Source organism: Streptomyces sp. NPDC056224 (assembly GCF_042267665.1).
Classification (GTDB): Bacteria; Actinomycetota; Actinomycetes; order Streptomycetales; family Streptomycetaceae; genus Streptomyces.
The window spans coordinates 26,738-50,558 of sequence record NZ_JBHJTK010000035.1 but is presented as its reverse complement, the minus strand read 5'-3'; the positions used below and the strand labels follow the sequence as shown (position 1 = coordinate 50,558).

Genomic DNA, 23,821 nt, shown 5'->3' with positions numbered 1-23,821 from the left:
CAGCCCGGGGGCGACGGTTCACGCGGCCGAGGGCTCAGAAGACGTCCGGGCACCACGGCCGGCGCGCCGTGCGGAACACCGCGTCGGCCAGCGCCAGCGCCCCCGGCCGCTCCTCGGCCACCCGGCCGAGCGCGCCCAGCCGCACCGCGGACTCGTCACCCAGGTACAGGGAGCCCAGTACGGACACGTCCAGCCGCAGGTCCGCGGCCTCCCCGGTCCGCTCGCACGTACCGGCGCCCGCGTCCAGCCGGTAGCGGCCGCCCGCCGGGCCCGTCGCGTCCGTCACGTCGAGCACGAGCACCCCGCCCACCGCGTACGTCCGCGCGCTCAGCGCCCGTACGACGTCCAGCAGCCGCACCCACAGGAAGTCCGCGCAAGTCACCGGGCGGGCGGAACGCGGGTCGGGCAGAAGCTGCGTGACCAGGTCGTCGGGGGCCCGGTAACCGGTGCGGACCTTGAGCACCCAGTCGATGGAGCACAGGAAGTGCCACAGCGCCCGCTGCGCCTCGGGAGTGACCGCCAGCAGGTCCCTGACCTGCACGGTGTTCTGCGGGAGCTTCGCGTCCGTCCAGTGGTCGTCGGCCTGGTAGGTGACCAGGCCCGCCACCTCACCGGCCGCCGTGCGGTACACGGCGTGGAACTTGTCCCGGTACGGGCGGTACGACATCTCCTCCAGGCCGGTCGTCAGGCTCCACCAGCGCTCGTCACGGTCCACCGCCCCGTGCGTGACCGCGCGCAGCCGCTCGTGCAGCCCGGGACCCACGCGCCGGACCTCGGCGGCGTCCACGAAGTCGATCCGGCCGCCGTCCAGGTCGGGGGGCAGGTGCCGGTCCAGTCCGGTCCGCGGTACGTCGATCTCCCATTCCGACGCAGTGGCCGCGGGCCCGTAGCCGTACCGCCCGTAGATCGGGTACTCGGCGGCGACCAGCGTCGACACCACGTCCCCGCGGGCGTGGGCGGCGGCGAGCTCCGCGGCCATCATCCGGGTCAGAATGCCCTGGCGGCGGTGCGTGGCCAGCACCGCCACGTTCGATACGGCGCTCGCGGGAACGGCCGCCCCGCCGGGCACGGTCAACTCCTGCGCGAAGGAGCGGAAGGCCGCCACGCAGCGGCCGGTGTCGGTGTCGAACGCGCCCTGGACGCGGGCGAGGTCGTTGTGCTTGGCCCGCTGGGCGACATCGGCCTCCGTGACCCGGGCCGGGGTCAGGAACCCCGCGTTCAGGGTATTCGACCACTCGTGGAGTTCGGATTCGGCGATCGGCCGGACGTCAGCACTCATAATGTTCCACGCTAATCGCCGGGCCTGCCCAAGTCGCCCGGTTTTCCGGCGCCCTGCGACGGCCTGCGACGGCCTGCGGCGCCTCAGACCAGCAGGTCGTCCACCTGCGCCTCGCCCTCCCGGTAGCGGCGGGTGATCTCCTCGCTGCACTCGTCCACCGTGCGCTGGAGCTGCTGGCGGCGCCACGAGACCTGCTGCTCGTAGCGGACCAGTTTGCCCATGCCGTCGTACAGCTCGCCGTCCGTGCGCGCGCCGAGGTCCGAGAGTTCCACGTCGGCCAGCATCTCCGCCGCCAGCAGCCGGTACTCCTCGCTGTGCGGGGTGCCGAGCGTGACGTGCCGGGCCGAGGCGCTGCGGCGGGAGGGCGCGTCGGCGAGGATCTCGGAGAGCCGGTCCACCACCGGCGTCTCGGGATCGGTCCGCCGGGCCAGCTCGGCCCGCAGGATGTCGATGCGGCCCTGGAGCAGGCGGCGCACGTAGCTCAGGTCGGCCTCGTCGCGCTGCGCGTCGCGGCGCAGCGCGCGCAGTTCGGGCAGCCCGAGCGCGCTGGTCGGGGCGGCCGCCACCGTGACGGCGGTCGTCGCCGTGGCCGTTCCCGGCGCGTCGGAGGTGCGCTGCGCGGGCGGTCGTACCGCGGCAGCGGACATGGGCCCGGGCGATGCCGGTACCGAGGTACCAGAAGTATTCATGCGAACGAGTCCGTCCCCTCGACCGGTGCGGCGCACCCGCACCGCCTGCGTGCATCGTGCCACTCTCCGTGGTGCCGGTGCAGTCCCACGCCACCCGATCGGCCCCTGATGGGTGCACGCCTGGTACACAGGTGGTATGCGAGCTGTGGTGCAGAGGGTGGACGGCGCGAGCGTCGTCGTGGCCGGCGAGACGGTGGGCGAGATCGTCGGCGAGGGGCTGTGCGTGCTGGTGGGGGTGACCCACGACGACACGCCGGAGAAGGCGGCGGTGCTGGCACGCAAGCTGTGGTCCGTGCGGATCCTGGACGCGGAGAAGTCCTGCAGTGACGTGGACGCGCCGCTGCTGGTGATCTCCCAGTTCACGCTCTACGGGGACGCCCGCAAGGGCCGTCGGCCCACGTGGAACGCGGCCGCGCCGGGACCGGTGGCCGAGCCGCTGGTGGACGAGGTCGTGGCGCAGCTGCGGGCGCTGGGCGCGACGGTGGAGACGGGCCGGTTCGGCGCGGACATGCGGGTCTCGCTCACCAACCACGGCCCGTTCACCATCGTCATCGACGTATAGGCCCGTCGGCCCGTGAGCCCGTGAGCCCGCAGGTTCGCGGGCCGGTGGCACCGCAGGTCAGGGCGCCACGACGACCTCCTGCGCGGCGGCCGTCCCGCCGGCCAGCAGCGGCGCGTCCACCGGCACGTTCCGCTTGACCAGCGCGAGCGCGATCGGGCCCAGTTCGTGGTGGCGGACGGCTGTGGTGACGAACCCCAGCTGTCGGCCCTCCTCCCCGTCGGCGGCGAGCCGGACGGGCGCGCCGTGCGCCGGGAGCAGCACCTCGGAGCCGTCCAGGTGCAGGAAGACCAGGCGGCGCGGGGGCTTGCCCAGGTTGTGGACGCGGGCCACCGTCTCCTGGCCGCGGTAACAGCCCTTCTGGAGGTGCACGGCGGTCCCGATCCAGCCCAGCTCGTGCGGGATGGTGCGGTGGTCGGTCTCCAGGCCGAGCCGCGGCCGGTGCGCCTCGACGCGCAGGGCCTCGTAGGCGAGGAGGCCCGCGGCCGGGCCGTGCGAGGCGGCGAAGGCCTCCAGCTCGGCACGGGGCAGGAAGACGTCCCGGCCGTGCGCGGTCTCCCGTACGACGAGCTTCTCGGCGACCTCGGCGATGGAGCCGGCCGGCAGGTGCACGACCGCGAACTCCCCGGTGCGGTCGGCCACTTCGACGCGGTAGAAGAACTTCATGGACTCCAGGTAGGCGATCAGCTCGCCCTCGGTGCCCGGCTCCACGTGCGCCCACGTGGTCTCGCCGTCGTCGACGAGGTAGAGCGCGTGCTCGATGTGTCCGTGGGCGGAGAGGATCAGCGCCTCGGTGGCCTGCCCGGCCGGCAGCTCGGTGAGGTGCTGGGTCAGCAGCAGGTGCAGCCAGCTCAGCCGCTCCGGTCCGGTGACGGTGACGACTCCGCGGTGCGAGAGGTCGACGAAACCGCGGCCGTCCGCGAGGGCGCGCTGTTCGCCGTACAGCTCTCCGTAGTGGGCGGCGACGCCCTCGTCACGGCCTTCGGCCGCTACGGCGCCGGGGAGATGGAGCAAAGGGCTGCTGGTCATGGGACCAAGCGTACGACCCTGCCCGGACGGGGCCCACGCTGCCTACGCGTGGCCGTCGCGGTGCTTGGCGGCGCACTTCTTGCACAGGCCGAAGATCGCGAAGTGCTTCATGTCGGTCTCGAACCCGAACGTCTCGCGGAGCTTGGCGGTGAACTCGGCGGCGATGTCCACATCGGCCTCGATGACGTCGCTGCAGTCGCGGCAGACCAGGTGGATGTGGTGGTGCCGGTCGGCGAGGTGGTACGTGGGCGCGCCGTGGCCGAGGTGGGCGTGCGAGACGAGCTTCAGCTCCTCCAGCAGCTCCAGCGTGCGGTAGACGGTGGAGATGTTGACGCCGGAGGCGGTCTTGCGCACCTCGGCGAGGATCTCGTCCGGGCTGGCGTGCTCCAGGGCGTCGACCGCTTCCAGGACGAGCTGGCGCTGCGGCGTCAGGCGGTATCCGCGCTGCCGCAGGTCGGTCTTCCAGTCGGTGCCTTCGGTGCTCTCGGTGCTCACCACCCGGCCAGTGTAAGCGCGCGGAGGGGACCGCGGACTGCCCGCGGTCCCCTTCCTGCACAGCCTGTGGATATGTCCGGCCGGTCCGGCCCGGCTCCGGTCAGCGGAAGAAGGCGATGCCGTCGTCCGGCATGTCCGGGAGGTTGCGCGCCATCTCGGCGACCTCCTCGGGCGTGACGACCTTCTTCAGCTGGGCCGACATGTACGGGCGCAGCTCGACCTCCGGGGTGGCCTTCTCGCCGACCCACATGAGGTCGCTCTTCACGTAGCCGTAGAGCCGCTTGCCACCGCTGTAGGGGCCGGAGGCGGCGGTGCGGGCGACGGCGTCGGTGGCCAGGTCGATCTGGGGCTTCTGATCGGCGAGCTCGCCGTACCAGATCTCGACGACGCCCTGGTCGCGGACCATGACGATCTCGACCTTGCGGTCCTTGTCGATGCGCCAGTAACCCGACTCCGACTCCAGCGGCCTCACCTTCTGGCCCTCGGAGTCGAGGACCCAGGTGTGGGACGTGTAGTGGAGGAAGTCCCGGCCGTCGTGGCTGAAGACGACCTCCTGGCCGAAGTTGCACTTCTCCTCGCCCGGGAAGTCGAAGACTCCCGCGCCCTCCCAGTTGCCGAGGAGGAAGGCGAGGGGGACGAGTCCCGGATTCAGGTCGGACGGGATCTGGATCATGATTGGCTGCTCAGGCGATCTGTGGGAGGGGTTCCGGCGCGGTCTGCTGGGCGGATGCTCAGCGCTGACCCTGGTACAGCTTCTTGACTGCCAGGCCGGTGAAGGCGAGGACGCCGACGCAGACCAGGACCAGCAGGGAGGTGAAGACTGCCTCAAGCACGGGGTGCTCCTCGGAGGATTCGTTCGGGGGAGGTACGGCCGGTCCCCAAGCCTACTGGCCCGGGGACCGGCGCACTCTGTGAGGTGGCCCGTTGCGCCCGTTGCGCCCGTCGCGGGGGCCGCCGGGGCTCAGCCCAGCAACTGGTGCTGCAGGATCACCGTCTGGTGGAGGGGGACGGCGGCCACCTCGCCCTTGCGGGTCTGCAGGATCACGGCCTGGATGTCACCGGACTGGATGCACGCGGCCCTGACCTGCTCGTCGCCGAACGGGGCCGATTCCTTGCGGACCGAGATCCCGCGCAGGTACGGCTGGGACTGGGACGCCTTGGCCTTGGCCCAGTCGCCGTCGGCCTCGATGCGCTTGACCCCGTTCAGCGTCATGTCGGCGCCGCAGCCCGTGAAGGCGTCGGCGAAGCCGGACGAGTGGAAGCGCAGCATGTAGGCCCGGGTGCGGGTGCCGTCCGCGGTGGTCCAGCCGCGCGCCACGATCTGGCGCAGACCGTTGTCGGTGAAGCCCTGCTTCAGCTTCTCGCGCACGGTGGGGTCGTACTCCTCCAGGAAGGTCTCCTGGGACACCACGGAGTCCTTCTCCAGCTTGAGCGCGGCGTCCGGCGTGGAGCCCTTCGGTGCCGGGAGGAGCAGCTCGGTCAGGCCCGCGTAGTGGATGCCGTCCGGGTTGTCCTTGGCGAAGGGCAGGGGCGCGCCGGGGGGCAGGGGCGGCTTGGCCAGGGCCGGGTAGACCCAGCGGCCGTCGTCGTGGGTGGAGAGACCCGGGACGTCGGTGCGCGCGGGCTGGCTGATCGCGTACGCGGCGCCCGTGCCGAAGCCGGCGAACGCGACGGCCGCGGCCGTCCAGCGCAGGACGGCGTACAGCGTGCGCCGGTCCTTGGGCGCCGCCGACCCGGCGGGGGTCTGCACCGGCTCGGGAGCCGCGGTCTCCGGGGCCGGGTCCGGAGCCTGCGCGGCCGGAGCTGCCGGAGCTGCCGGAACGGCCTCGGGGGCCTCCGCTGCGGGGGCCCCGGGGGCCGACGGCCGCCCGGAGGGAGCGCCGGAGACGCTTTCGGCGGTGTTCTGCTCGGTCACACGGACTCCCCGGGGGACTTCAGGTGGCTCAGCTGGTTCTTGAGGAACCCGACGGCATCGGAGGTCGGGAAGGGCTTGCGGCCGTACGCGCGGAAGTTGAGCATCACGTCGCCCTCGACCGCCACGCAGTAAAGGGAGTCGATCTTCTCCTTCTTCTCCTCGCCGACGGCCACCAGCGCACACCTGGCATCCGGGTAGCCGTCCACCTTCGGCGCCTCGCGGCCGTCGCCGGTGATGTCGAGGAGCTTCTTGCTGACCTCGGAGAAGGCCCCCAGCGTCTGCGGGTCGGCCTGCGTGATGCGGACCTCGATGACCAGGTCGCCTTGGCGCCCGGTGTAGCCGCGCCCGGCCAGGCCCTTGAGCTTCAGGCCGGCCAGGGCCTCGTCACGCTTCTTGCGCTCCGAGGTGGACAGTCCGCCGCCCGCCTCCTTGAGGCCCTCGATGGCCTTCTCTCCGGTGACGAAGAAGTCGTTGCCGTCACCGTCGAGGTCCGGTCCCGGCGAGTAGTCCTGCGGCACCGGGAGCAGCTTGCCCGTGAGGGCGTTCGCGGGCACCGGGCCCGTCTCCCCGGCCTTCGGCATCCGCTCGCCCTCAGCGACCCAGTAGGCCGTGGGCGCGCTCCGGTCGGCGTTCCCGAGGGCCGAGGCCGCCCAGACACCGCCGCCCGCGAGGACGGCAACGGCCACGCCCGCGGCGACGAGCGCGAGCTTCCTGCGGCCGACCTTGCGCGCGGGCTCCACCGGCTCGGACTCGGGCGGCCGGGGAGCCTCGGTCGCGTCGTTCTGCGGCTCGGTCACAGGCGCTCCAGCTGTCGCTTGGCCAGCTCGATGAGGTCGCTCTCGGCGATGTTCCTGCCGCGCTGGTCGTTGTGGAAGATCTGCACGACGATGTCGCCGCGGCGGACGACGGCCCGGGACTGGCGCACCGGGTAGTACCCGGGCTTCTCGTCGGTCTCGGAATGGACCCAGACGTGTCCGAGGCCCGGGGGGACGCCCGGGATGGCCACCCCGCCATTGCCCGCGTAGTCCTTCTCGCCCATGTAGGACGACTGGTCCCGCTGGTACTCGTCGGCACCGGAGAAGTCCCTGAACTGGACCAGCCGGACCTCCGTGATCTGCTCGTCCTTGCGCCAGGTGACGGCCGCGATCCGCCGGAGGCCGTCGTGCGCCAAGTCGCTGAGGACGGCGTCCGGCGCCTTGAAGCTCGTCGCGAAGGAGTCGAGCGTCTCGTAACCGGGTTCCTCGAGGGTCTCGGCGCCGTCCGGCGCCCCGATCAGGAGCTTGGTGAGGTCGCCGTCCGACGTATGCCAGCGGTTGGCGTTGATCGTCTGGTGCGTCGTCGCGTCGTCCGGCGCGAGCGCCCCGGGCGCGGGGAGCTTCTGCTGCGCGAGCGGCGGCAGCGGGGTCGGCGGACGGTGGTACTGGACCGCGTAGCCGGTGATCGTGCCGGCCAGGATGCCGAGGACGGACGCGCCGGCGATCAGCAGGGGCGTGCGCGCCCGGCCCCGGCGGGGAGCCGGTGTGGTGCCGGGGACGGGGGCGTCGGCGGCCGCGGGAGCGGCGGAGACGGCGGAGGGAGGGGCCGAAGTGTCCGGCGCCGGACCGCCCTCCCCCTCTCCGCGCTGCTCGGGGCTGGTTCGTTCGTGTTCCAAAGGGTCCCCCCACAGGACGTGCGACACGGGTTCGATTACCCGCGCGTATCCATGATCCGTTCCGGGGGGACGCAGTTGTATGAATGCTTATTACATTCTTATCTCGTTGGGTGCGCGCCGCGTTTCAGTCCTCGTGACGGCGCTTTCCGTCCAGCTCGTCCCACCACTCGTCGGACTTGGGATCGCCCGAGGGGTCGTCCCACCAGCGGTCGTCCGGGCCGCGCCGGTTGGCGATCATCGCGGCGACCGGCGGGATGACCATGGCGACGACGCACATGGCCACCGCGGCCTCCACCGAGAGCAGGCGCACGAAGGTCCAGGCGGAGACGAAGAGGACCAGGCATCCGCCCATGAGCAGGAAGTAGACGCGCCGGCGCCGGGCGTACATGCCTCCAGCGTAGGGCCGGCCCGTGCGAAGGCAAGGCCACGCGGACGGCACGAAGGGCCGCACCCCGTTCCAGTGGCGTCCAACCCCTGGGGTGCGGCCCTTCGGCCGGTTCGGCTGTCGGTCAGACCGCGATCGCCACGTCCGTCACGCCGCCGGCCTCGGCGACGACGACCTGACGGTCCGCCGTGCCACCCGGGACGAGCGCCCGCAGCGTCCAGGAGCCGGTGGCCGCGTAGAAACGGAACTGGCCGGTCGCCGAGGTCGGGACCTCGGCGGTGAACTCGCCGGTCGAGTCCAGCAGTCGGACGTAGCCGGACACCGGCTCGCCCGCCTTGGTCACCTGACCCTGGATCGCGGTCTCACCGGGCTTGAGCGTCGCGAGGTCGGGCCCGCCGATGGGTGCTCCACACATGTTCTCTGTCCTGTCCTAGAGAGGTCGTACTGGCTTCTACGGGCCCTGCGTGCCCGGCGGGGTTACTTGTTGGCGCCGAGCTCGATCGGCACGCCGACCAGCGAGCCGTACTCGGTCCACGAACCGTCGTAGTTCTTGACGTTCTCCTGGCCCAGGAGCTCGTGCAGCACGAACCACGTGAGCGCGGAGCGCTCGCCGATGCGGCAGTAGGCGATGGTGTCCTTCGCCAGGTCGACCTGCTCCGCCTGGTAGAGGGCGGTCAGCTCCTCGTCCGACTTGAAGGTGCCGTCGTCGTTGGCGTTCTTCGACCACGGGATGTTGCGGGCGCTCGGCACGTGGCCGGGACGCTGCGACTGCTCCTGCGGGAGGTGGGCCGGGGCGAGCAGCTTGCCGGAGAACTCGTCGGGCGAACGCACGTCGACCAGGTTCAGGGAGCCGATCGCGGCCACGACGTCGTCGCGGTAGGCACGGATCGACGTGTCCTGGGGCTTGGCCTTGTACTGCGTGGCCGGGCGGTTGGGCACGTCCTTGCCGTCGACCAGGTCGCGGGAGTCGAGCTCCCACTTCTTGCGGCCGCCGTCGAGGAGCTTCACGTCCTGGTGGCCGTAGAGCTTGAAGTACCAGTAGGCGTACGAGGCGAACCAGTTGTTGTTGCCGCCGTAGAGGACGACGGTGTCGTCGTTGGAGATGCCCTTGGCGGAGAGGAGCTTCTCGAAGCCCTCCTGGTCCACGAAGTCGCGGCGGACCGGGTCCTGGAGGTCCTGCTTCCAGTCGATCCGGACGGCGTTGGTGATGTGGTTCTTCTCGTAGGCGGACGTGTCCTCGTCCACCTCGACGATGACGACGTCGGCGTCGTTCAGGTGGGCCTCGACCCAGTCGGCGTCTACGAGGACGTCGCTGCGGCTCATGGTGTTCTCCTCCGGGGCAGTGTGCGGCGGGGCGGTGCGGATACTGCTGCGAACCGGCGGGACCGGTTGCGGGTGCTGCTCGTGCGTGCGTCCGGGTGCCTCGGAGTCTCCCCCGGTGCAGGAAGGCGTCAGGGGATCAGGAGGCAGGTGCGGTCACGCGGGAAGGGGCAAGTCGTCCGGCTGATGGAGCGGATGCGCTCACAGGTCACATGGATCGACAGAGCATGGCGGCGACGCGACACAGGTCTACTGCCCGCCGCTTCGTGAGGTCCGCCTGCTGATGCTTCATAGCCATGGATCGTAGGGACGAATCGGCCGCCCTGTCACCGGTGTGTCATATTCCGAGACAGGATCGTCCGGATAGTGGGACCACTGCTCCGTAGGCGGCCCCCGCGCCGCCCTCCGGAGCCGCCGTGCGGCCCGCCCTTCTGCGGATCGGACCGCTCCGTCTCACGATCCGGCCAGCGCCACGTCCGTACCGCCCAGCGTGAGGTGCACACCGGACTCGTCCGAGGTCAGGGCGGACAGGTGCAGCCCGGACGGCAGCCCGCTGTCGAGGGTGCGGTCGAAGTCGGTCTTCCTGCGGATCAGCTTCTCGACACCGGGGATGCCCTCGCCCGGCACCTCGTCGGCGCGCACCCGGACGATCCGGCCGCCCTTGCCGTCCTGCGCGTCCTCCAGCGTGATGGTCGACACCACACTGCGCGTCAGCGTCTTGCCGAGGACGTCCACCGCCGCGGTCACCTTCACCTTGCCCGGCGCCCCGCCGTAGGAGAGGGTCGCGCCGGTCTGCGAGGCCGCGGTCAGGTCCGCGTACGTGATCAGGCCGGTGCCCTCGGCACGCTCGGCCGTACCGCCGCTGTAGTCCCCGTTCAGCTTCACCCCGCGGAAGCTCGCGTCGAGCTCGGAGAGCCGCGTCTTGCGGCCCTCCGCGGCGATCTCCACACCGCGGAGCCTCAGGTCCACCCGCTCCAGGTCGCGGCTGAGCGCCTGCGTGAGGAACGGGAATCCGTGGATCTCCACCTCCGAGCTCCCGGCCAGCCCCTGCCGGGCCTGGATCCGGTCGGCCAGCCGGTTCTCGGCATAGCCGACCGCCCAGCGGTCCACGCCCACGAACAGGGCCCCCAGAACCACTCCGATGATCACTATGGCGCGCAGGAAACGCACGGGCCACCCCCTACTAGTCGGTACGTGCGTTCTAGTTGACCATGTCCGTTGTCGGGGACAGATCAGCTCACCACCCGGCCGATCAGGTACACGGCCGGTGCGGCGGCCGCCAGCGGCAGCGCGACACCGGCCGTCATGTGGACGAACTTCGACGGGTAGTCGTACGCCGCCACGCGCAGCCCGATCAGCGCGCACACCCCGGCGGCGAGGCCGAGCAGCGCCCCGCCCACCCCGATGTCGGTCAGCCCGCCGACGGCGATGCCCGCACCGCCGGCCGCGGCCAGCGAGACGCCGACGGAAGCCGGGGTGGGCAGCGGCAGGGCGCGGGCGAACACGGCGACGGCGACGGCGGCCGCGCCGACGGTGACGGCGGCGGCGTCCGCGGCCAGGTATCCGGCGCAGATGATGGCGAGCGCGGCCGAGGCCACCGAGGCCATCAGGCCGTACATCCGCTCGTCGGGGTCGGCGTGGCTGCGCAGCTGGAGCACGAGGGTGAGCAGCACCCAGGCTCCGAGGGTGCCGATGATCGCGCCGGGGCCGTTCACCCCGTCCACCGCGAGCACGGCCACGTCGGCGACGACGGCTCCGGCGAAGGCGAGGGCGATGCCCTGGCGGGCCGGCCACATCCCGTTGAGGCGGAACCAGCCGGCCGCGGTGAGGCCCTGGAGGGCGACCAGCGGCAGGAGCAGCGCGTACTGCCCCAGGGCCGCGGCCACGGCGAGCAGCACCCCGAGGGCGGCCGTCAGTATGGCCGACTGCGGACCGGGGTCGATGATCGGCGACCGGCCCTCGGCGCGGGCCTGTGCCGGGTCGACGGCGCGGACGGTGTTGCCGGCGAGGGTGGGCGGGGAGTACTCCGGCTCCTCCTCGGGAGTCTCCGGCAGGACCGGGACCGGGACCGACGCCGATGCCGGGGCCGACGCCGGGACCGGAGCCTCGGGGGACCAGTGCGGGGCCGGAGCCGGAGCCGGGACCTCGTCGCGGAACCACCCCTCCGGCGTCGCCTGCTGCAGCTGCTGCGGCTGCTGCTGCTGCTGCGCGGGATCCGGGTACGGCGGCAGGTACGCGGTCTCCTCGGCCGCGGCCGGACCCGGGTAGGGCGGCAGGTACGCGGTCTGGGCGGCGGCGGGTTCCCGGGACCAGTCCTGGGCCGGAGCCGGAGCCTGGGGCCGTGCCGGGGCCGGGGCCGGGGCCGGGGCCTCCTCGCGGTACCACCCCTCCGGGGCCACCGGCTGTTGCGGCTGCGGTTGCGCGGGGTCCGCGTACGGCGGCAAGTACGCCGTCTCGGCCGCCCACTCCTGGGCAGGGGCCGGGGCCGGGGCGGCCTCGTCGCGGAACCAGCCCTCGGGCGCGAACGGCTGCCCCGGCACCCCGCCCGGCGGCGGCACCGGCTGGTAGCCGGTGTCCCAGGTGTCGGACTGCCAGGTCTGCGTCCCGTACGGATCCTGCTGTTGCGCGTACTCCTGCTGGTGCTGCTGGTGCTGCTGGTGCTGCTGGTACTGCTGCTGTTCTTCAGGCGTGCTCATGGCTCCCGCTCACCCGCCCGCGAACGGCGGGAGCACCTCGACGGTGCCCCCCTCGGTCAGCAGGACGGAATCGTGCGGGCGCTTGCCCACGGGCTGATCGTTCACGAGGAAGGAGCAGCGCAGCAGGACCCGGGTCAGCTCCCCGGGGTGGCGTTCCCGCACGCCGTCGAGCGCCTCGGCCAGTGTGCGCGCCGAGTACGGCTCCTCCGCCGTCTTGGCCGCGGCCTTGGCCGCCGCCCAGTAGCGGATGGTTCCGGTTGCCACTGCAGCTCCTATCGTCGGCTCTCTACCGTCGGCCTCCATGATGACCCCTCCCACCCCGCACTCCCGCGTGCCCGCGCACGCCCCCTTTGCGCCCGGCGGGCCCGGCGGTACCCCTCGGCGGGCCCCCGATCCGGTGAAACCGGGGCATACACGGGGCGGGGCGTGGCAGGAACCACAGAATGGGAAGGAACACAGGCCTCGGCCACGTAACGGCCAGTGGGCTATTCTGCTGCGAAGAGGATCCGGGCAACGTTGCCCCCGGGTCCTTTTGTGCTTTCAGCGCGTTGAACGAACCGAGAACAGACGAGAACGAACGAGACCGACGGCATCCGGCCGGGCCTCAGGGCGCGGGGCCGGGCGGACGCCGCACAGACGCACCACGTACGAAGCAGTACCGCGCACGTCCTCGACGGGACCGAGGAGGAACCGACGTGATGGACCAGCGAAACGTGTTCGACCGACCGACCGGCGGCGGGCGGGGTGGTCGGGCATGAGTTCACTCCTGCTGCTGACCAACGCCCTGCAGCCGTCCACCGAAGTACTGCCCGCCCTCGGCCTGCTCCTGCACAGCGTGCGGGTGGCCCCCGCCGAGGGCCCGGCCCTCGTGGACACCCCGGGTGCCGACGTCATCCTCGTGGACGGCCGCCGCGACCTGCCGCAGGTGCGGTCGCTGTGCCAGCTGCTCCGCTCCACCGGGCCGGGCTGCCCGCTCATCCTGGTCGTCACCGAGGGCGGCCTCGCGGCCGTCACCGCCGACTGGGGCATCGACGACGTGCTCCTGGACACCGCCGGCCCCGCCGAGGTCGAGGCGCGGCTGCGGCTGGCCACCGGCCGCCAGCAGCTGGGCTCGGACGACTCCCCCATGGAGATCCGCAACGGCGACCTGTCGGTGGACGAGGCGACGTACTCCGCCAAGCTCAAGGGGCGGGTGCTGGACCTCACCTTCAAGGAGTTCGAGCTGCTCAAGTACCTCGCGCAGCACCCGGGCCGGGTCTTCACCCGCGCCCAGCTGCTGCAGGAGGTGTGGGGCTACGACTACTTCGGCGGTACCCGGACGGTCGACGTCCACGTACGGCGGCTGCGCGCGAAGCTCGGTCCCGAGCACGAGTCGCTGATCGGCACGGTCCGCAACGTCGGCTACCGCTTCGTCACGCCGGAGAAGGTCGAGCGGGCGGCGGCGGAGGCCGCCGCACAGGCGGCGGCGAAGGCGGCGGCCCAGCCCGCCACCCAGCCCGCCGCGCCGACCGGGGCGGGCGTCACCCATCCGGAGGAAGACCCTGTGAGCATCCACTCGGCCGGACGCCCTGCCCAGAGGTAGGTCACCCCGCGTAGACTTCCGCGCGTGGCCAAGGTGACGCGGGACGACGTGGCGCGACTTGCGGGTACCTCTACCGCCGTCGTGAGCTACGTCATCAACAACGGACCCCGGCCGGTTGCCCCGGCCACGCGCGAGCGTGTCCTCGCCGCGATCAAGGATCTGGGCTACCGCCCGGACCGGGTCGCACAGGCGATGGCGTCGCGGCGCACCGACCTCATAGGCATGATCGTCCCCGATGCCCGTCAGCCGTTCTTCGCGGAGATGGCGCACGCGGTCGAACAGGCCGCCGCCGAGCGCGGAAAGATGGTGCTCGTCGGGAACTCCGACTACCGCGACGAGCGCGAGGTCCACTACCTGAGGGCCTTCCTCGGGATGCGGGTCTCGGGCCTGATCCTGGTCAGCCAGGGCATGAGCGAACGGGCCGCCTCGGAGATCGAGGCCTGGGACGCGCGGATCGTGCTGCTGCACGAGCGCCCCGAGGCCATCGACGACGTCGCGGTGATCACCGATGACATCGGCGGCGCGCAGCTCGCCACCCGGCACCTGCTGGAGCACGGGCACGCGTACGTGGCCTGCATCGGCGGGGTCGAGAACACCCCGTCGGTCGGCGACCCGGTCGCGGACCACGTGGAGGGCTGGCGGCGGGCCATGCTGGAGGCCGGGCGCTCGGTGGAGGGCCGGCTCTTCGAAGCCCCGTACAACCGCTACGACGCGTACACCGTGGCCCTGGAGGTGCTGTCGGGGCCGGACCGGCCGCCGGCGATCTTCTGCGCCACGGACGACCAGGCCATCGGTGTGCTGCGGGCCGCGCGCGAGCTGCGGATCGACGTGCCCGGGGAGCTGGCCGTCGCCGGGTTCGACGACGTCAAGGAAGCGGCCCTCACGGACCCGCCGCTCACCACCATCGCCTCGGACCGCCCGGCGATGGCCCGCGCGGCGGTGGACCTGGTCCTGGACGACTCCCTGCGCGTGGCCGGCTCCCGACGGGAACGGCTGAAGCAGTTCCCGTCGGCCCTGGTGATCCGCCGGTCCTGCGGCTGCCGCTAAGGGCACCCGGTTCTGTCGAGCCGTCCGGCAGCGCGCCGGACGGCGTGCCCCGGCCCGGTCGGCTCCGGGCACCGGCCCCCGTCTTCATATCGGGCATACGCGGTTCTGTCGGGCTTCTCAGCCGGAACTCAGGTAGCTCTCATGATCCGCGGACAGGGTCATCACCATGACCGACAGCTTCCGCCGCGAAGGCGAGTACCCGCAGGAGAACCGCCCGACCCAGCCGGCGCAGGGCGCCGCGGCAGGGAGCTACCCGCCGCCGCCCGGGTTCCCGCCCGCCGCGCCGGGGTGGTACGAGGCGCACCAGCCCCCGGTCGTCATCCAGGGCGAGACCGTCCCGGCGGCCCCGGCGGCCCCGGCTGCTTCCCCCGCCCCCGCCCCTGCGGCGCACGCCGCCCCCCGCGCCAAGCGGCCGGTCGCGCTGCTGGCCGCCGTCGCCCTCGCCGCGGCCGTGGTCGGCGGCGGTACCGCGGCCGCCGTCCAGCAGCTGATGGGCTCCCGGATCGCCGCCGGCGGCGCGGGCGTCAACGGCACCAACGTCTCGCAGTCCAGCAACGGCACCGTCGCGGGCGTCGCCGAGCAGGTCAGCCCCTCCGTCGTCCGCATCGACACCCGCACCGGCTCCGGCCAGGGCACCGGCTCCGGCATCGTCGTGACCGCCGACGGCGAGATCGTCACCAACAACCACGTCGTCGACGGCGCCACCGAGATCCAGGTGACGATGAGCGACGGCAAGAAGTACCGGGCCAAGACCGTCGGGACCGACCCCGACAAGGACCTGGCCCTGATCAAGCTGGAGGGCGCCACCGGTCTCAGGCCCGCCGTGCTCGGCGACTCCGACGGCCTGAAGGTCGGCGACCAGGTCGTCGCCATCGGCTCCCCCGACCGCCTCACCGGCACGGTCACCAGCGGCATCGTCTCCGCGCTCGACCGCGAGGTCAACGTCCCCAAGTCCGAGCAGCAGTCCCCGCAGCGCCGTCAGGGCGGCAGCGGCAGCTGGCCGTTCTCGTACGACGGGCAGCAGTTCAACGGCGACACCGGCTCGCAGACCACCTCGTACAAGGCCATCCAGACGGACGCCTCCCTCAACCCCGGCAACTCCGGCGGCGCCCTCGTCAACCTGAACGGCGAGATCGTGGGCATGCCCTCGGCGATCTACTCCCCCGCCGGCGACAGCTCCGCCGCCGGCAGCGTCGGCCTCGGCTTCGCCATCCCGGTCAACACGATCAAGGCCGACCTGGCCTCGCTGCGCAAGGGCGGCCCCGGCGGCACGGGCTCCGGCGGCGGTTCCGGCGGCAGCGGCTCCGGCAGCGCCGCCAACGGCTTCGGCACCTCCTACTGAGACCCTGGATCCTGGTACGTGCCACCGAACACCACCCCTGGGGGACCGAGATGAATCCGGCCGAAGGCGACCAGCAGCGGATCCTCGTCGTGGACGACGAGCCGGCCGTACGCGAGGCCCTCCGCCGCAGCCTCGCCTTCGAGGGGTACGCCGTGCAGACCGCCGTCGACGGGCTCGACGCCCTCGACAAGGCGGCCTCGTACGCCCCCGACCTGATCGTCCTGGACATCCAGATGCCCCGGATGGACGGCCTCACCGCGGCCCGCAGGCTGCGCGCCGCCGGCAGCGTCACCCCGGTCCTGATGCTCACCGCCCGCGACACCGTCGGCGACCGCGTCACCGGCCTCGACGCGGGCGCCGACGACTACCTCGTCAAGCCCTTCGAACTCGACGAGCTCTTCGCCCGCGTCCGCGCCCTGCTGCGCCGCAGCTCCTACGCCGTCCCGCAGGCCGGCGAGGCGGGCCACGAGGACGCGCTGACCTTCGGCGACCTGCGCATGGACCTGGCGACCCGCGAGGTCACCCGGGCCGGGCGGCCGGTGGAGCTGACCCGTACCGAGTTCACGCTGCTGGAGATGTTCCTCGCGCACCCGCGCCAGGTCCTGACCCGCGAGCAGATCCTCAAGACCGTCTGGGGCTTCGACTTCGAGCCCAGCTCCAACTCCCTGGACGTGTACGTGATGTACCTGCGCCGCAAGACCGAGGCGGGCGGCGAGCCGCGCGTGGTCCACACCGTGCGCGGGGTGGGCTACGTCCTGCGCGCCGGCGAGAGCGGGCCCGAGTGAGCCGCATGGGCCCGGCCGCCAGATTCCGCGCCCTCCCGCTGCGCTCCCGCCTCGCGCTGCTGGTCACGGTGGCGGTGGCGCTCGCCGTGGCGGCCGTGGCCGCGGTGTCCTGGGTGATGGTGCGGACCCAGCTCCGCAACCAGCTGGACCAGTCCCTGCGGGCGACGAACCCGAGCGAGCAGGTGCTCCGCCGACTGAACCAGGGCTGTGCGTCCCCGCCGGCCCAGGCCCAGCCGGACATCGCCGGAAACCTCAACCCGACGGTCCAGATCCTCGCCGCCGACGGCAGTCACTGCTGGGTGAGCGGCCGGACCGACCTGCCGGTCACCCAGACCGACAAGGACGTGGCGGCCGGACGGCTCGGCAGGGTCCTGCACGACGAGACGACGGACGACGGCGTCGGCATGCGCGTCTACACCATCCCCGCGCGGGCCCAGCCCGGCGGCCCGCTCTTCGCGATCGCGGTCGCCAAGCCGCTCGCCGACATCGACAAGCCGCTGTCCACCCTGGCCTGGGTGCTGCTCCTGGTCTCCGGGATCGGAGTCGTCGGCGCGGGCGCGGCCGGGCTGTGGGTGGCCCGTACGGGGCTGCGGCCGGTCGACGAACTCACGGGCGCCGTCGAGCACATCGCCCGGACCGAGGACCTGACCGTACGGATCCCCGACGAGGGCGACGACGAGATCGCCCGCCTGTCGCGGTCCTTCAACTCCATGACCGCCGCGCTCGCCTCCTCCCAGGACCGGCAGGCCCAGCTGATCGCCGATGCCGGGCACGAGCTGCGCACCCCGCTCACCTCGCTCCGCACGAACATCGAGCTGCTCGTGCGCAGCGAGGACACCGGCCGGGCCATCCCGCCCGACGACCGCAAGGAGCTGCTGGCCTCGGTCAAGGCGCAGATGACGGAGCTGGCCGCGCTGATCGGGGACCTCCAGGAGCTGTCCCGCCCGGACGCGGTGTCCCCGGGCCCGCTGCAGGTGGTGGCCCTGCACGAGATCGCCGGGGCCGCGCTGTCCCGGGCCCGGCTGCGCGGTCCGGAGCTGGACTTCAGCTCGTCCCTGGAGCCCTGGTACGTACGGGGCGAGGCGGCCGCGCTGGAGCGGGCCGTGGTCAACGTCCTGGACAACGCGGTGAAGTTCAGCCCGCCGGGCGGCGCGGTCGAGGTGACGCTGCGGGCGGGCGAGCTGACGGTGCGGGACCACGGTCCGGGCATCCCGCCCGAGGACCTGCCGCACGTGTTCGAGCGGTTCTGGCGCTCCCCCTCGGCCCGCGCCCTGCCCGGCAGCGGCCTCGGCCTGTCGATCGTGGCCCGTACGGTGGCCCGCGCGGGCGGGAGCGCCGAGCTGCGGGCGGCGGCGGGCGGCGGCCCGGGCACGGAGGCGGTGCTCCGCATCCCGGGGGCGCCCACGCCGCCGCCTCCCGGGCCGTCAGTTGTGCCGGATCAGTGAGGCGACCAGGCCGGAGCGGGTGTTCGGGAAGTCCATCGGGACGATGCCGAGCCCGGTCCGGCCGGCCAGCTCCCCGCCGTCGACGAAGGCGTGCACCTGGGGGTTCAGGCGGTCGGAGTTCCAGCGGGGCGGCATGTACGCCGAGGTGCTGGTGTAGTTCACGAAGAGCTTGCCGGGCTGCTGGACGGCCTTGCGGAAGTGGTTCTCGATCTTGCCGCGCTTGGCGAAGGGTTCGGCGTTCCAGTCGTCCTGGATGTCGAAGACGTTGCCGTCCCCGTAGCGCAGGCCCGGCAGGCCGCCGTTGTCTGCGAGCAGGACCACCTTGCCGCGGGCCTGGCCGAGCGCGGGCAGGGTGTCGGCGATCCGGAACAGCGGGCGCCAGCCGCGCTGGTCGAGGTAATCGTCGAAGACGGCGCGGAAGGTGGCGTCGCTGTCCTCGGAGTACTCCTGCTTGAGCCGCATCAGCACCGTCTCGGTGGGGTGCGCGGCGAGGAAGTTCCAGCAGGCCACGAGCACGTCGCCGAACATCAGGTTCTGGTAGAAGGCCCCGTGGTGGATGGCGAAGGAGCCGCCCGTCACCCGGCAGCGGACGTCGAGGAACCGGATGCCCGAGTCGAGCTGTTCGGCGATCGAGGTGTTCTGGCAGGCGACGTAGAGCCCGCCCTGGCGGGCGCCGGAGTCGTGCGTGCCGGGAATGGTCATCCGCTGGAGGGCCGTGGAGTCGGCCAGGCCCGCCATCCAGTCCTGGGTGCCGAGCGTGCCGGCGGCGGCGGGCGTCGCCACCGCCGTCCCCGTCACCGCCGCCGCTCCGGCCGCCGCCGCTCCGATCAGAAATGCCCGACGATCCAGTGCCATGCCCGCCCCTTTGCCGACCCGGTTGGTGGCTCCGGATTATGGCGTGCGGCACCAGGCTTTACTACCCGTCGGTAGAGGTCAGCTTTCGAGCAACTCGGCCATCCTGCGCAGCCCTTGGGCGAGCTCGCGGCCGTTCGGGGCCTGCTCCGGGTCGGTCAGGGTCTGCACCATCACCCCGGTCAGCAGCGCGATGTGCAGCGACCCGAGGGACCGTACGTCCTCCTCGGCGACCTCCTCCTCGGACACCCCGGCCAGCACGGCGGCCACCATGCGCCGGTTGCGGCGCTGACCCTCGGCCAGGATCGCGAGCAGCTCCGGCCGGGACTGCGCGTGCACGAAGGCCTCGACGGAGGCGGTCCAGAGCCAGCGCATCTCGCCGAAGTCCCGGATCTTGCGGTCCCAGGTGTCCGCGTACCGCTCCCCGGCGGTGTCCCCCTGGCCGCGGAGCCTGCCCGACCCGGCGGCCCACTCCTCCATGGCGTCGAACAGCGCCTGGTTGAGCAGGGCGTCGCGCGATCCGAAGTGGTAGCCGATCGCGGCCATGCTCACGTTCGAGGCCGTGGCGATGTCGCGCACGGTCGTACGCAGATACCCCTTCTCCTCCAGGCAGCGCCGGGCTCCGGCCAGCAGGTCCTCGCGATTTCCCATGCCGGGATCGTATCCGCGCCCCTTTTTGGGCAAGCGCGCTATACGAACGTATTGCGCGCTTGCCCAACTCCTGGCAGGCTGATGACCGGCCCACCGACCAGCACACAGGGGAGAGCAACGCCATGCGCCACGAGCTGAAGATCGACGACCGCGTCCTGTCCTACCTCGACTTCGGCGGCGCCGGCCGGCCGCTCCTCGCCCTGCACGGCGGGATGGCCGAGGGCCTCGCCTTCACCGGCCTGGCCGAGCACCTCGGCGACGGCTGGCGGGTCATCGCCCCCGACCAGCGCGGCCACGGCGACTCCGACCGGGCCCCCGACTACCGGCGCGAGGGCTACGTCCGCGACGCCGTCGCCCTGCTCGACCACCTGGGCCTCGACGCCCCCGTGGCCCTCCTCGGCTACAGCCTCGGCGGGCTCAACGCCTACCACCTGGCCGCCGCCCACCCCGGCCGGATCGCCGCCCTCATCGGCATCGACGCCAACATCGAGATCAACCCGAACACCGAAGGGACCCTCTTCGACTTCCTCCGCGGCATGCGGTACACCGCGCCCACCCGCGAGGAACTCCTCGACGCGGCCGGACCCGTGGGCGCCCAGTTCGTCGCCCAGGCCCTGCGCCCGCTGCCCTCCGGCGAGGGCTGGCGGCTGCCGTTCCACCCGCAGGACATGCTCGACTCGATCGAGGCCTGCCGGGGCGACCACTGGGACGCGTGGCTCGCGAGCACCTGCCCGGCCGTACTGATCCACGGGACCCGCAGCCAGGGACTCCCGCAGGGCACCGCCGACGCGATGGTCACACGGCGCCCCAAGACCTCGTACGCCCCGCTGGACGGGGACCACTTCGTGCCCTTCACCGACCCGCAGGGCGTCCACGAGGCCGTCGCAGCGTTCCTGTCGACCCTCTGACCGCCCCCGTCCGACCGCTCCGGCACGGGGGGACGGAGCGGAAAGGCCGGAGCGGAAAGGCCGGAGGGGCGGCGGGCCGTCTCGGGCCCACCGCCCCTCCGGGCGTGCTGTACGCGGGTACTGCCGGGTGCTACTTGACGACGGTGATCCGGCCCGCCGCCGGCGGGGCGATCGGGGTCGTCGCCGTCGACTTCGCCAGGAAGGCGTTGAAGCACTCCAGGTCGGGCGCGCCGACCAGCTTGTTCTTGTGCTCCTTCAGGACGGTGAAGCCGTCACCGCCGCCCGCGAGGAACTCGTTCATCGCGACCCGGTAGGTCTTGGCGGGGTCGATCGCCGCGCCGTTCAGCTTCACCGAGTCCACGACGATGCGGTCGGCACCGGTCTTCGTCATGTCCAGGGTGTAGGTGAAGCCCTTCGACACCTGCAGGATCTTCGGGTTCGGACCGTTGACCGGCCCGCTGACCTGCTGCTGGAGCGCGGTGATCAGCTGCGCGCCGGTCAGGTCCACGATGTTCATGAGGTTGTTGAACGGCTGGACCGTGTAGGACTCGCCGTACGTCACGACACCGTCGCCCTCGGTCCCCGAGGCCTTGTACGCGAGGTCGGCGCGGATGCCGCCCGGGTTCATGAGGGCCAGCTGCGCACCGCCCTTGTCGGCCGGAGCCAGCGCTTCGAGCTGCGCGTCGGCGATCAGGTCGCCGAGCGGCTTCTCGTACGCCTCCGAGCCGCGGCCCGGGATGTCGGCGGAGATGAAGCCCTGCGGGCGGTTGGCGACCGGGGCCGCCAGCGCGCTCCAGCGCTGGATCAGCTCGGTCATGTCCGCGGCCTTGGGCTGGTCCCGGGTGACGACCTTGTTGACCGGCTTGGGCGCGCTGACCGGCGTGCGGACGATGTCCTTGGTCTGCCGGTCGTAGGTGAGCGCGGTGTCCGTGAACAGCCGGCCGTAGGAGGCGGCCGAGGTCACCATGCGCGGGTTGCCCGCCGGGTCGGGGATGTTGCAGGCGTACGCCTGGTGCGTGTGGCCGGTCACCAGGGCGTCGACCTTCGGGTCCACGTTCTTGGCGATGTCCACGATCGCGCCCGAGATGCCGGCGCCGGCGCCCGGGGCGTCGCAGTCGTAGTTGTAGGCGCCGTTCGCGGGCAGGCCGCCCTCGTGGATCAGCGCGACGATCGACTTCACGCCCTGCTTGTTCAGCTCGGCGGCGTACTTGTTGATCGTCTCGACCTCGTCGCCGAACTTGAGGCCCTTGACGCCCTCGGCGGTCACGACGTCCGGAGTGCCCTCCAGGGTGACGCCGATGAAGCCGATCTTCACGTCCCCCTTCTTCCAGATGAAGGTGGGGTTCATCATCGGACGCTTGGTCTTCTCGTCCGTGACGTTCGCGGCGAGGTACTTGAACTCGGAGCCCGTGAACTCCTTGCCGTACTCGAAGCAGCCCTCGACCGGGTGGCAGCCGCCGTACGCCATGCGGCGCAGCTCGGTCTTGCCCTCGTCGAACTCGTGGTTGCCGACGCTGGTGACGTCCAGCTTGAGCTTGTTCAGCGCCTCGATGCTCGGCTCGTCGTGGAAGAGCCCGGACAGCATCGGGCTGCCGCCGATCATGTCACCGGCCGCTGCGGTGACGGAGTACTCGTGGCCCTTGCGGGCTTCGCGCAGGCTGGTCGCGAGGTACTCGACCCCGCCCGCGGGTATGGCCTTGGTGGTGCCGTCGGCCTGACGTTCGGTCACATTGCCGGAGGAGCCCTGCGGGGGCTCGAGCGTGCCGTGGAAGTCGTTGAACGACAGCAGCTGCACGTCGACGGTCCGGCTCTTGGCGGCACCGCCACCACTCGCGGCTCCGGCCGGCAGTGCGGCGGCGACCATCGCCCCGGCCCCGGCCGTGACGGCGAGGGCGGTGAGGGTCAACCGGCGGGCGCGGGGGTGCCGTTGTGGCGTCGCTGACATTTAGTCCCCTTTGTGGACAGCGAGACAAACTTGGGAGGTCCGCCGCAGCCTATTGTCAACGCGCGTAGCACGACAGGGGGTAGCCGGTATCGAGCTGGTTACGCGCAGAAGACGGATCGCCGCTGGGGCGCACTCCGCCATGCGTGCCCGGCGGTCGTAGGCTCGGGGTATGACTGACGCAGCAGCAGCGGCCCTGGAGCCGGGACGGCAGATCGAGACCCTCGACGAGCTGACGGAGGAACAGGCAGAAGCCGTACTCGCCCTGATCGAGGACGCGGCGCGCACCGACGGCACCACCGCCGTGTCCGAGCAGGGCCGGCTCCAGCTGCGCGGCGGGCCGCGCGAGGGCATCCGGCACTTCCTGCTCACCGAGGGCGGCCGCCTCGCCGGATACGGGCAACTGGAGGACACCGACCCGGTGGAGGCCCCGGCCGCCGAGCTGGTCATCCACCCGGCACTGCGCGGGCGCGGCCACGGGCGGGCACTGGGCACGGCCCTGCTGGCCGCCTCCGGCAAGCGGATCCGGGTGTGGGCCCACGGCGGCAAGTCGGCCGCCCGGCACCTGGCCCAGGTGCTCGGCCTGACCCTCTTCCGCGAGCTGCGCCAGCTGCGCCGGCCGCTCGGCCCGGACGCGGACCCGCTGCCCGAGCCGGCGCTCCCGGCGGGCGTGACCGTACGGACCTTCGTGCCGGGCAGCGACGACGCGGCCTGGCTCGCGGCGAACGCGGCCGCCTTCGCCCACCACCCCGAGCAGGGCGCGCTGACCCAGCGGGACCTCGACGACCGGATCGCCCAGCCGTGGTTCGACGCCAAGGGCTTCTTCCTCGCCGAGCGCGCGGGAGAGCTGGTCGGCTTCCACTGGACGAAGATCCACGCGGCCGAGCGGCTGGGCGAGGTCTACGTGGTCGGCGTCCGCCCCGGCGCCCAGGGCGGCGGCCTCGGCAAGGCCCTCACGGCGATCGGCCTGCGCCACCTCGCCGCGGCGGGCCTGCCGACGGCGATGCTGTACGTGGACGCCGACAACCCGGCGGCCCTCGCCGTCTACGCGGGCCTCGGCTTCACCACCCACGAGGTCGACCTGATGTACCGCACGGAGAGCTGAACGCAGGGGCGGCGCCGGATCCGGCCGCGACCGGGAAAGGGTCCGGGCAGCGCCCCCGGCGGCGGCGCCGTACCGGAACACGCTCCGGCGCACCCCGGCCCCGCCACGACGCAGTCGTGCACCCCGGCAGACCCGGGAGGCCAC

26 protein-coding genes are annotated in these 23,821 nt (G+C 72.3%); 8 read left to right on the top strand and 18 right to left on the bottom strand.

The features are described 5' to 3' along the window. Positions 1–34 precede the first annotated feature (34 nt). Positions 35–1,279, bottom strand: coding sequence for a GNAT family N-acetyltransferase (locus tag ACFCZ1_RS29555; protein ID WP_376681330.1), 1,245 nt, complete (start codon positions 1,277–1,279; stop codon positions 35–37). Positions 1,280–1,362: 83 nt separating this feature from the next. Next, positions 1,363–1,968: an AmfC protein gene (locus ACFCZ1_RS29550; RefSeq protein ID WP_376681329.1), complete on the bottom strand. Its 606-nt coding sequence runs from the start codon at positions 1,966–1,968 to the stop codon at positions 1,363–1,365. 136 nt (positions 1,969–2,104) lie between these two features. Between ACFCZ1_RS29550 and dtd the strand changes: the two genes are divergently transcribed. After that, entirely contained in the window at positions 2,105–2,530 is a 426-nt protein-coding gene (gene dtd / locus ACFCZ1_RS29545) for a D-aminoacyl-tRNA deacylase (protein WP_376681328.1), read from the top strand. 57 nt (positions 2,531–2,587) lie between these two features. On the opposite strand, the gene ACFCZ1_RS29540 is transcribed toward dtd, so the two are convergent. The 13 genes from ACFCZ1_RS29540 to ACFCZ1_RS29480 all read right to left on the bottom strand — a co-directional run bounded on the left by ACFCZ1_RS29540 (position 2,588) and on the right by ACFCZ1_RS29480 (position 12,282). Further along, on the bottom strand, positions 2,588–3,556 hold the full coding sequence (locus ACFCZ1_RS29540; protein ID WP_376681327.1) for a YgfZ/GcvT domain-containing protein: 969 nt from the start codon (positions 3,554–3,556) through the stop codon (positions 2,588–2,590). Positions 3,557–3,598: 42 nt separating this feature from the next. Further along, positions 3,599–4,054, bottom strand: a complete 456-nt coding sequence (locus tag ACFCZ1_RS29535) for a Fur family transcriptional regulator (protein WP_376681326.1) — start codon at positions 4,052–4,054, stop codon at positions 3,599–3,601. A gap of 97 nt (positions 4,055–4,151) precedes the next feature. Continuing rightward, on the bottom strand, positions 4,152–4,724 hold the full coding sequence (locus tag ACFCZ1_RS29530) for an FABP family protein (RefSeq protein WP_376681325.1): 573 nt from the start codon (positions 4,722–4,724) through the stop codon (positions 4,152–4,154). Positions 4,725–5,012: 288 nt separating this feature from the next. Further along, on the bottom strand, positions 5,013–5,966 hold the full coding sequence (locus tag ACFCZ1_RS29525) for a hypothetical protein (RefSeq protein ID WP_376681324.1): 954 nt from the start codon (positions 5,964–5,966) through the stop codon (positions 5,013–5,015). Continuing rightward, the gene (locus ACFCZ1_RS29520) at positions 5,963–6,763 is read right to left on the bottom strand and encodes a hypothetical protein (RefSeq protein WP_376681323.1); all 801 of its coding nucleotides are present in this window, start codon (positions 6,761–6,763) and stop codon (positions 5,963–5,965) included. Before ACFCZ1_RS29520 ends, ACFCZ1_RS29525 begins: the two co-directional genes overlap by 4 nt. Further along, a complete protein-coding gene (locus ACFCZ1_RS29515; RefSeq protein WP_376681322.1) occupies positions 6,760–7,617 on the bottom strand; it encodes a hypothetical protein in 858 nt (285 codons plus the stop codon). Before ACFCZ1_RS29515 ends, ACFCZ1_RS29520 begins: the two co-directional genes overlap by 4 nt. Before the next feature lie 124 nt (positions 7,618–7,741). After that, the gene (locus tag ACFCZ1_RS29510) at positions 7,742–8,005 is read right to left on the bottom strand and encodes a DUF3099 domain-containing protein (protein WP_376681321.1); all 264 of its coding nucleotides are present in this window, start codon (positions 8,003–8,005) and stop codon (positions 7,742–7,744) included. A 121-nt stretch (positions 8,006–8,126) separates the two neighbouring features. After that, complete coding sequence (locus ACFCZ1_RS29505) at positions 8,127–8,417, bottom strand: DUF1416 domain-containing protein (RefSeq protein ID WP_376681320.1); 291 nt, start codon at positions 8,415–8,417, stop codon at positions 8,127–8,129. A 62-nt stretch (positions 8,418–8,479) separates the two neighbouring features. Then, entirely contained in the window at positions 8,480–9,325 is an 846-nt protein-coding gene (locus tag ACFCZ1_RS29500) for a sulfurtransferase (RefSeq protein ID WP_376681319.1), read from the bottom strand. Between the two features lie 205 nt (positions 9,326–9,530). Further along, positions 9,531–9,614: a putative leader peptide gene (locus ACFCZ1_RS29495; RefSeq protein WP_350206375.1), complete on the bottom strand. Its 84-nt coding sequence runs from the start codon at positions 9,612–9,614 to the stop codon at positions 9,531–9,533. 161 nt (positions 9,615–9,775) lie between these two features. Next, complete coding sequence (locus ACFCZ1_RS29490) at positions 9,776–10,492, bottom strand: DUF2993 domain-containing protein (RefSeq protein ID WP_376681318.1); 717 nt, start codon at positions 10,490–10,492, stop codon at positions 9,776–9,778. A gap of 62 nt (positions 10,493–10,554) precedes the next feature. Then, entirely contained in the window at positions 10,555–12,018 is a 1,464-nt protein-coding gene (locus ACFCZ1_RS29485; RefSeq protein ID WP_376681317.1) for a hypothetical protein, read from the bottom strand. A gap of 9 nt (positions 12,019–12,027) precedes the next feature. Beyond that, positions 12,028–12,282: a MoaD/ThiS family protein gene (locus ACFCZ1_RS29480; RefSeq protein WP_376681316.1), complete on the bottom strand. Its 255-nt coding sequence runs from the start codon at positions 12,280–12,282 to the stop codon at positions 12,028–12,030. A gap of 490 nt (positions 12,283–12,772) precedes the next feature. On the opposite strand from ACFCZ1_RS29480, the gene ACFCZ1_RS29475 reads away from it, so the two are divergent. From ACFCZ1_RS29475 to ACFCZ1_RS29455, 5 genes are all read left to right on the top strand, one after another. Further along, positions 12,773–13,600, top strand: a complete 828-nt coding sequence (locus tag ACFCZ1_RS29475) for a response regulator transcription factor (RefSeq protein WP_376681315.1) — start codon at positions 12,773–12,775, stop codon at positions 13,598–13,600. Positions 13,601–13,624: 24 nt separating this feature from the next. Then, positions 13,625–14,647: a LacI family DNA-binding transcriptional regulator gene (locus ACFCZ1_RS29470; RefSeq protein WP_376681314.1), complete on the top strand. Its 1,023-nt coding sequence runs from the start codon at positions 13,625–13,627 to the stop codon at positions 14,645–14,647. Between the two features lie 166 nt (positions 14,648–14,813). Further along, entirely contained in the window at positions 14,814–15,989 is a 1,176-nt protein-coding gene (locus ACFCZ1_RS29465; protein ID WP_376681313.1) for a S1C family serine protease, read from the top strand. A 50-nt stretch (positions 15,990–16,039) separates the two neighbouring features. Continuing rightward, positions 16,040–16,774, top strand: a complete 735-nt coding sequence (locus ACFCZ1_RS29460; RefSeq protein WP_376681312.1) for a response regulator transcription factor — start codon at positions 16,040–16,042, stop codon at positions 16,772–16,774. Between the two features lie 5 nt (positions 16,775–16,779). Further along, positions 16,780–18,219, top strand: a complete 1,440-nt coding sequence (locus ACFCZ1_RS29455; protein ID WP_376681350.1) for a sensor histidine kinase — start codon at positions 16,780–16,782, stop codon at positions 18,217–18,219. On the opposite strand, the gene ACFCZ1_RS29450 is transcribed toward ACFCZ1_RS29455, so the two are convergent. Both ACFCZ1_RS29450 and ACFCZ1_RS29445 read right to left on the bottom strand, forming a co-directional pair. Continuing rightward, positions 18,199–19,074, bottom strand: coding sequence for a phosphatidylinositol-specific phospholipase C (locus ACFCZ1_RS29450; RefSeq protein ID WP_376681311.1), 876 nt, complete (start codon positions 19,072–19,074; stop codon positions 18,199–18,201). The two genes, ACFCZ1_RS29455 and ACFCZ1_RS29450, sit on opposite strands and share 21 nt — an antisense overlap. Positions 19,075–19,152: 78 nt before the next feature. After that, complete coding sequence (locus ACFCZ1_RS29445; RefSeq protein ID WP_376681310.1) at positions 19,153–19,722, bottom strand: TetR/AcrR family transcriptional regulator; 570 nt, start codon at positions 19,720–19,722, stop codon at positions 19,153–19,155. A 122-nt stretch (positions 19,723–19,844) separates the two neighbouring features. On the opposite strand from ACFCZ1_RS29445, the gene ACFCZ1_RS29440 reads away from it, so the two are divergent. After that, the gene (locus tag ACFCZ1_RS29440) at positions 19,845–20,630 is read left to right on the top strand and encodes an alpha/beta fold hydrolase (RefSeq protein WP_376681309.1); all 786 of its coding nucleotides are present in this window, start codon (positions 19,845–19,847) and stop codon (positions 20,628–20,630) included. Positions 20,631–20,760: 130 nt separating this feature from the next. Here the strand turns inward: ACFCZ1_RS29440 and ACFCZ1_RS29435 are convergent, their stop codons facing one another. Then, positions 20,761–22,575, bottom strand: a complete 1,815-nt coding sequence (locus tag ACFCZ1_RS29435; RefSeq protein ID WP_376681308.1) for a bifunctional metallophosphatase/5'-nucleotidase — start codon at positions 22,573–22,575, stop codon at positions 20,761–20,763. Positions 22,576–22,744: 169 nt separating this feature from the next. Here ACFCZ1_RS29435 and mshD point away from each other — a divergent pair, with 169 nt between their 5' ends. After that, positions 22,745–23,677 carry a mycothiol synthase gene (mshD, locus tag ACFCZ1_RS29430; RefSeq protein WP_376681307.1) on the top strand — a complete coding sequence of 311 codons (933 nt, stop codon included), beginning with the start codon at positions 22,745–22,747 and terminating at the stop codon, positions 23,675–23,677. Positions 23,678–23,821: the final 144 nt, after the last annotated feature.

Bases quoted from the DNA above. Each gene is read 5' to 3' on its own strand.
- ACFCZ1_RS29460 (WP_376681312.1), top strand. From the start codon at position 16,040: ATGAATCCGGCCGAAGGCGACCAGCAGCGGATCCTCGTCGTGGACGAC.
- ACFCZ1_RS29455 (WP_376681350.1), top strand. From the start codon at position 16,780: ATGGGCCCGGCCGCCAGATTCCGCGCCCTCCCGCTGCGCTCCCGCCTC.
- ACFCZ1_RS29440 (WP_376681309.1), top strand. From the start codon at position 19,845: ATGCGCCACGAGCTGAAGATCGACGACCGCGTCCTGTCCTACCTCGAC.
- ACFCZ1_RS29510 (WP_376681321.1), bottom strand. From the start codon at position 8,005: ATGTACGCCCGGCGCCGGCGCGTCTACTTCCTGCTCATGGGCGGATGC.
- ACFCZ1_RS29530 (WP_376681325.1), bottom strand. From the start codon at position 4,724: ATGATCCAGATCCCGTCCGACCTGAATCCGGGACTCGTCCCCCTCGCC.
- ACFCZ1_RS29550 (WP_376681329.1), bottom strand. From the start codon at position 1,968: ATGAATACTTCTGGTACCTCGGTACCGGCATCGCCCGGGCCCATGTCC.
- ACFCZ1_RS29540 (WP_376681327.1), bottom strand. From the start codon at position 3,556: ATGACCAGCAGCCCTTTGCTCCATCTCCCCGGCGCCGTAGCGGCCGAA.
- dtd (WP_376681328.1), top strand. From the start codon at position 2,105: ATGCGAGCTGTGGTGCAGAGGGTGGACGGCGCGAGCGTCGTCGTGGCC.
- ACFCZ1_RS29555 (WP_376681330.1), bottom strand. From the start codon at position 1,279: ATGAGTGCTGACGTCCGGCCGATCGCCGAATCCGAACTCCACGAGTGG.
- ACFCZ1_RS29435 (WP_376681308.1), bottom strand. From the start codon at position 22,575: ATGTCAGCGACGCCACAACGGCACCCCCGCGCCCGCCGGTTGACCCTC.
- ACFCZ1_RS29500 (WP_376681319.1), bottom strand. From the start codon at position 9,325: ATGAGCCGCAGCGACGTCCTCGTAGACGCCGACTGGGTCGAGGCCCAC.
- ACFCZ1_RS29475 (WP_376681315.1), top strand. From the start codon at position 12,773: ATGAGTTCACTCCTGCTGCTGACCAACGCCCTGCAGCCGTCCACCGAA.
- mshD (WP_376681307.1), top strand. From the start codon at position 22,745: ATGACTGACGCAGCAGCAGCGGCCCTGGAGCCGGGACGGCAGATCGAG.
- ACFCZ1_RS29465 (WP_376681313.1), top strand. From the start codon at position 14,814: ATGACCGACAGCTTCCGCCGCGAAGGCGAGTACCCGCAGGAGAACCGC.
- ACFCZ1_RS29445 (WP_376681310.1), bottom strand. From the start codon at position 19,722: ATGGGAAATCGCGAGGACCTGCTGGCCGGAGCCCGGCGCTGCCTGGAG.
- ACFCZ1_RS29505 (WP_376681320.1), bottom strand. From the start codon at position 8,417: ATGTGTGGAGCACCCATCGGCGGGCCCGACCTCGCGACGCTCAAGCCC.
- ACFCZ1_RS29495 (WP_350206375.1), bottom strand. From the start codon at position 9,614: ATGAAGCATCAGCAGGCGGACCTCACGAAGCGGCGGGCAGTAGACCTG.
- ACFCZ1_RS29450 (WP_376681311.1), bottom strand. From the start codon at position 19,074: ATGGCACTGGATCGTCGGGCATTTCTGATCGGAGCGGCGGCGGCCGGA.
- ACFCZ1_RS29485 (WP_376681317.1), bottom strand. From the start codon at position 12,018: ATGAGCACGCCTGAAGAACAGCAGCAGTACCAGCAGCACCAGCAGCAC.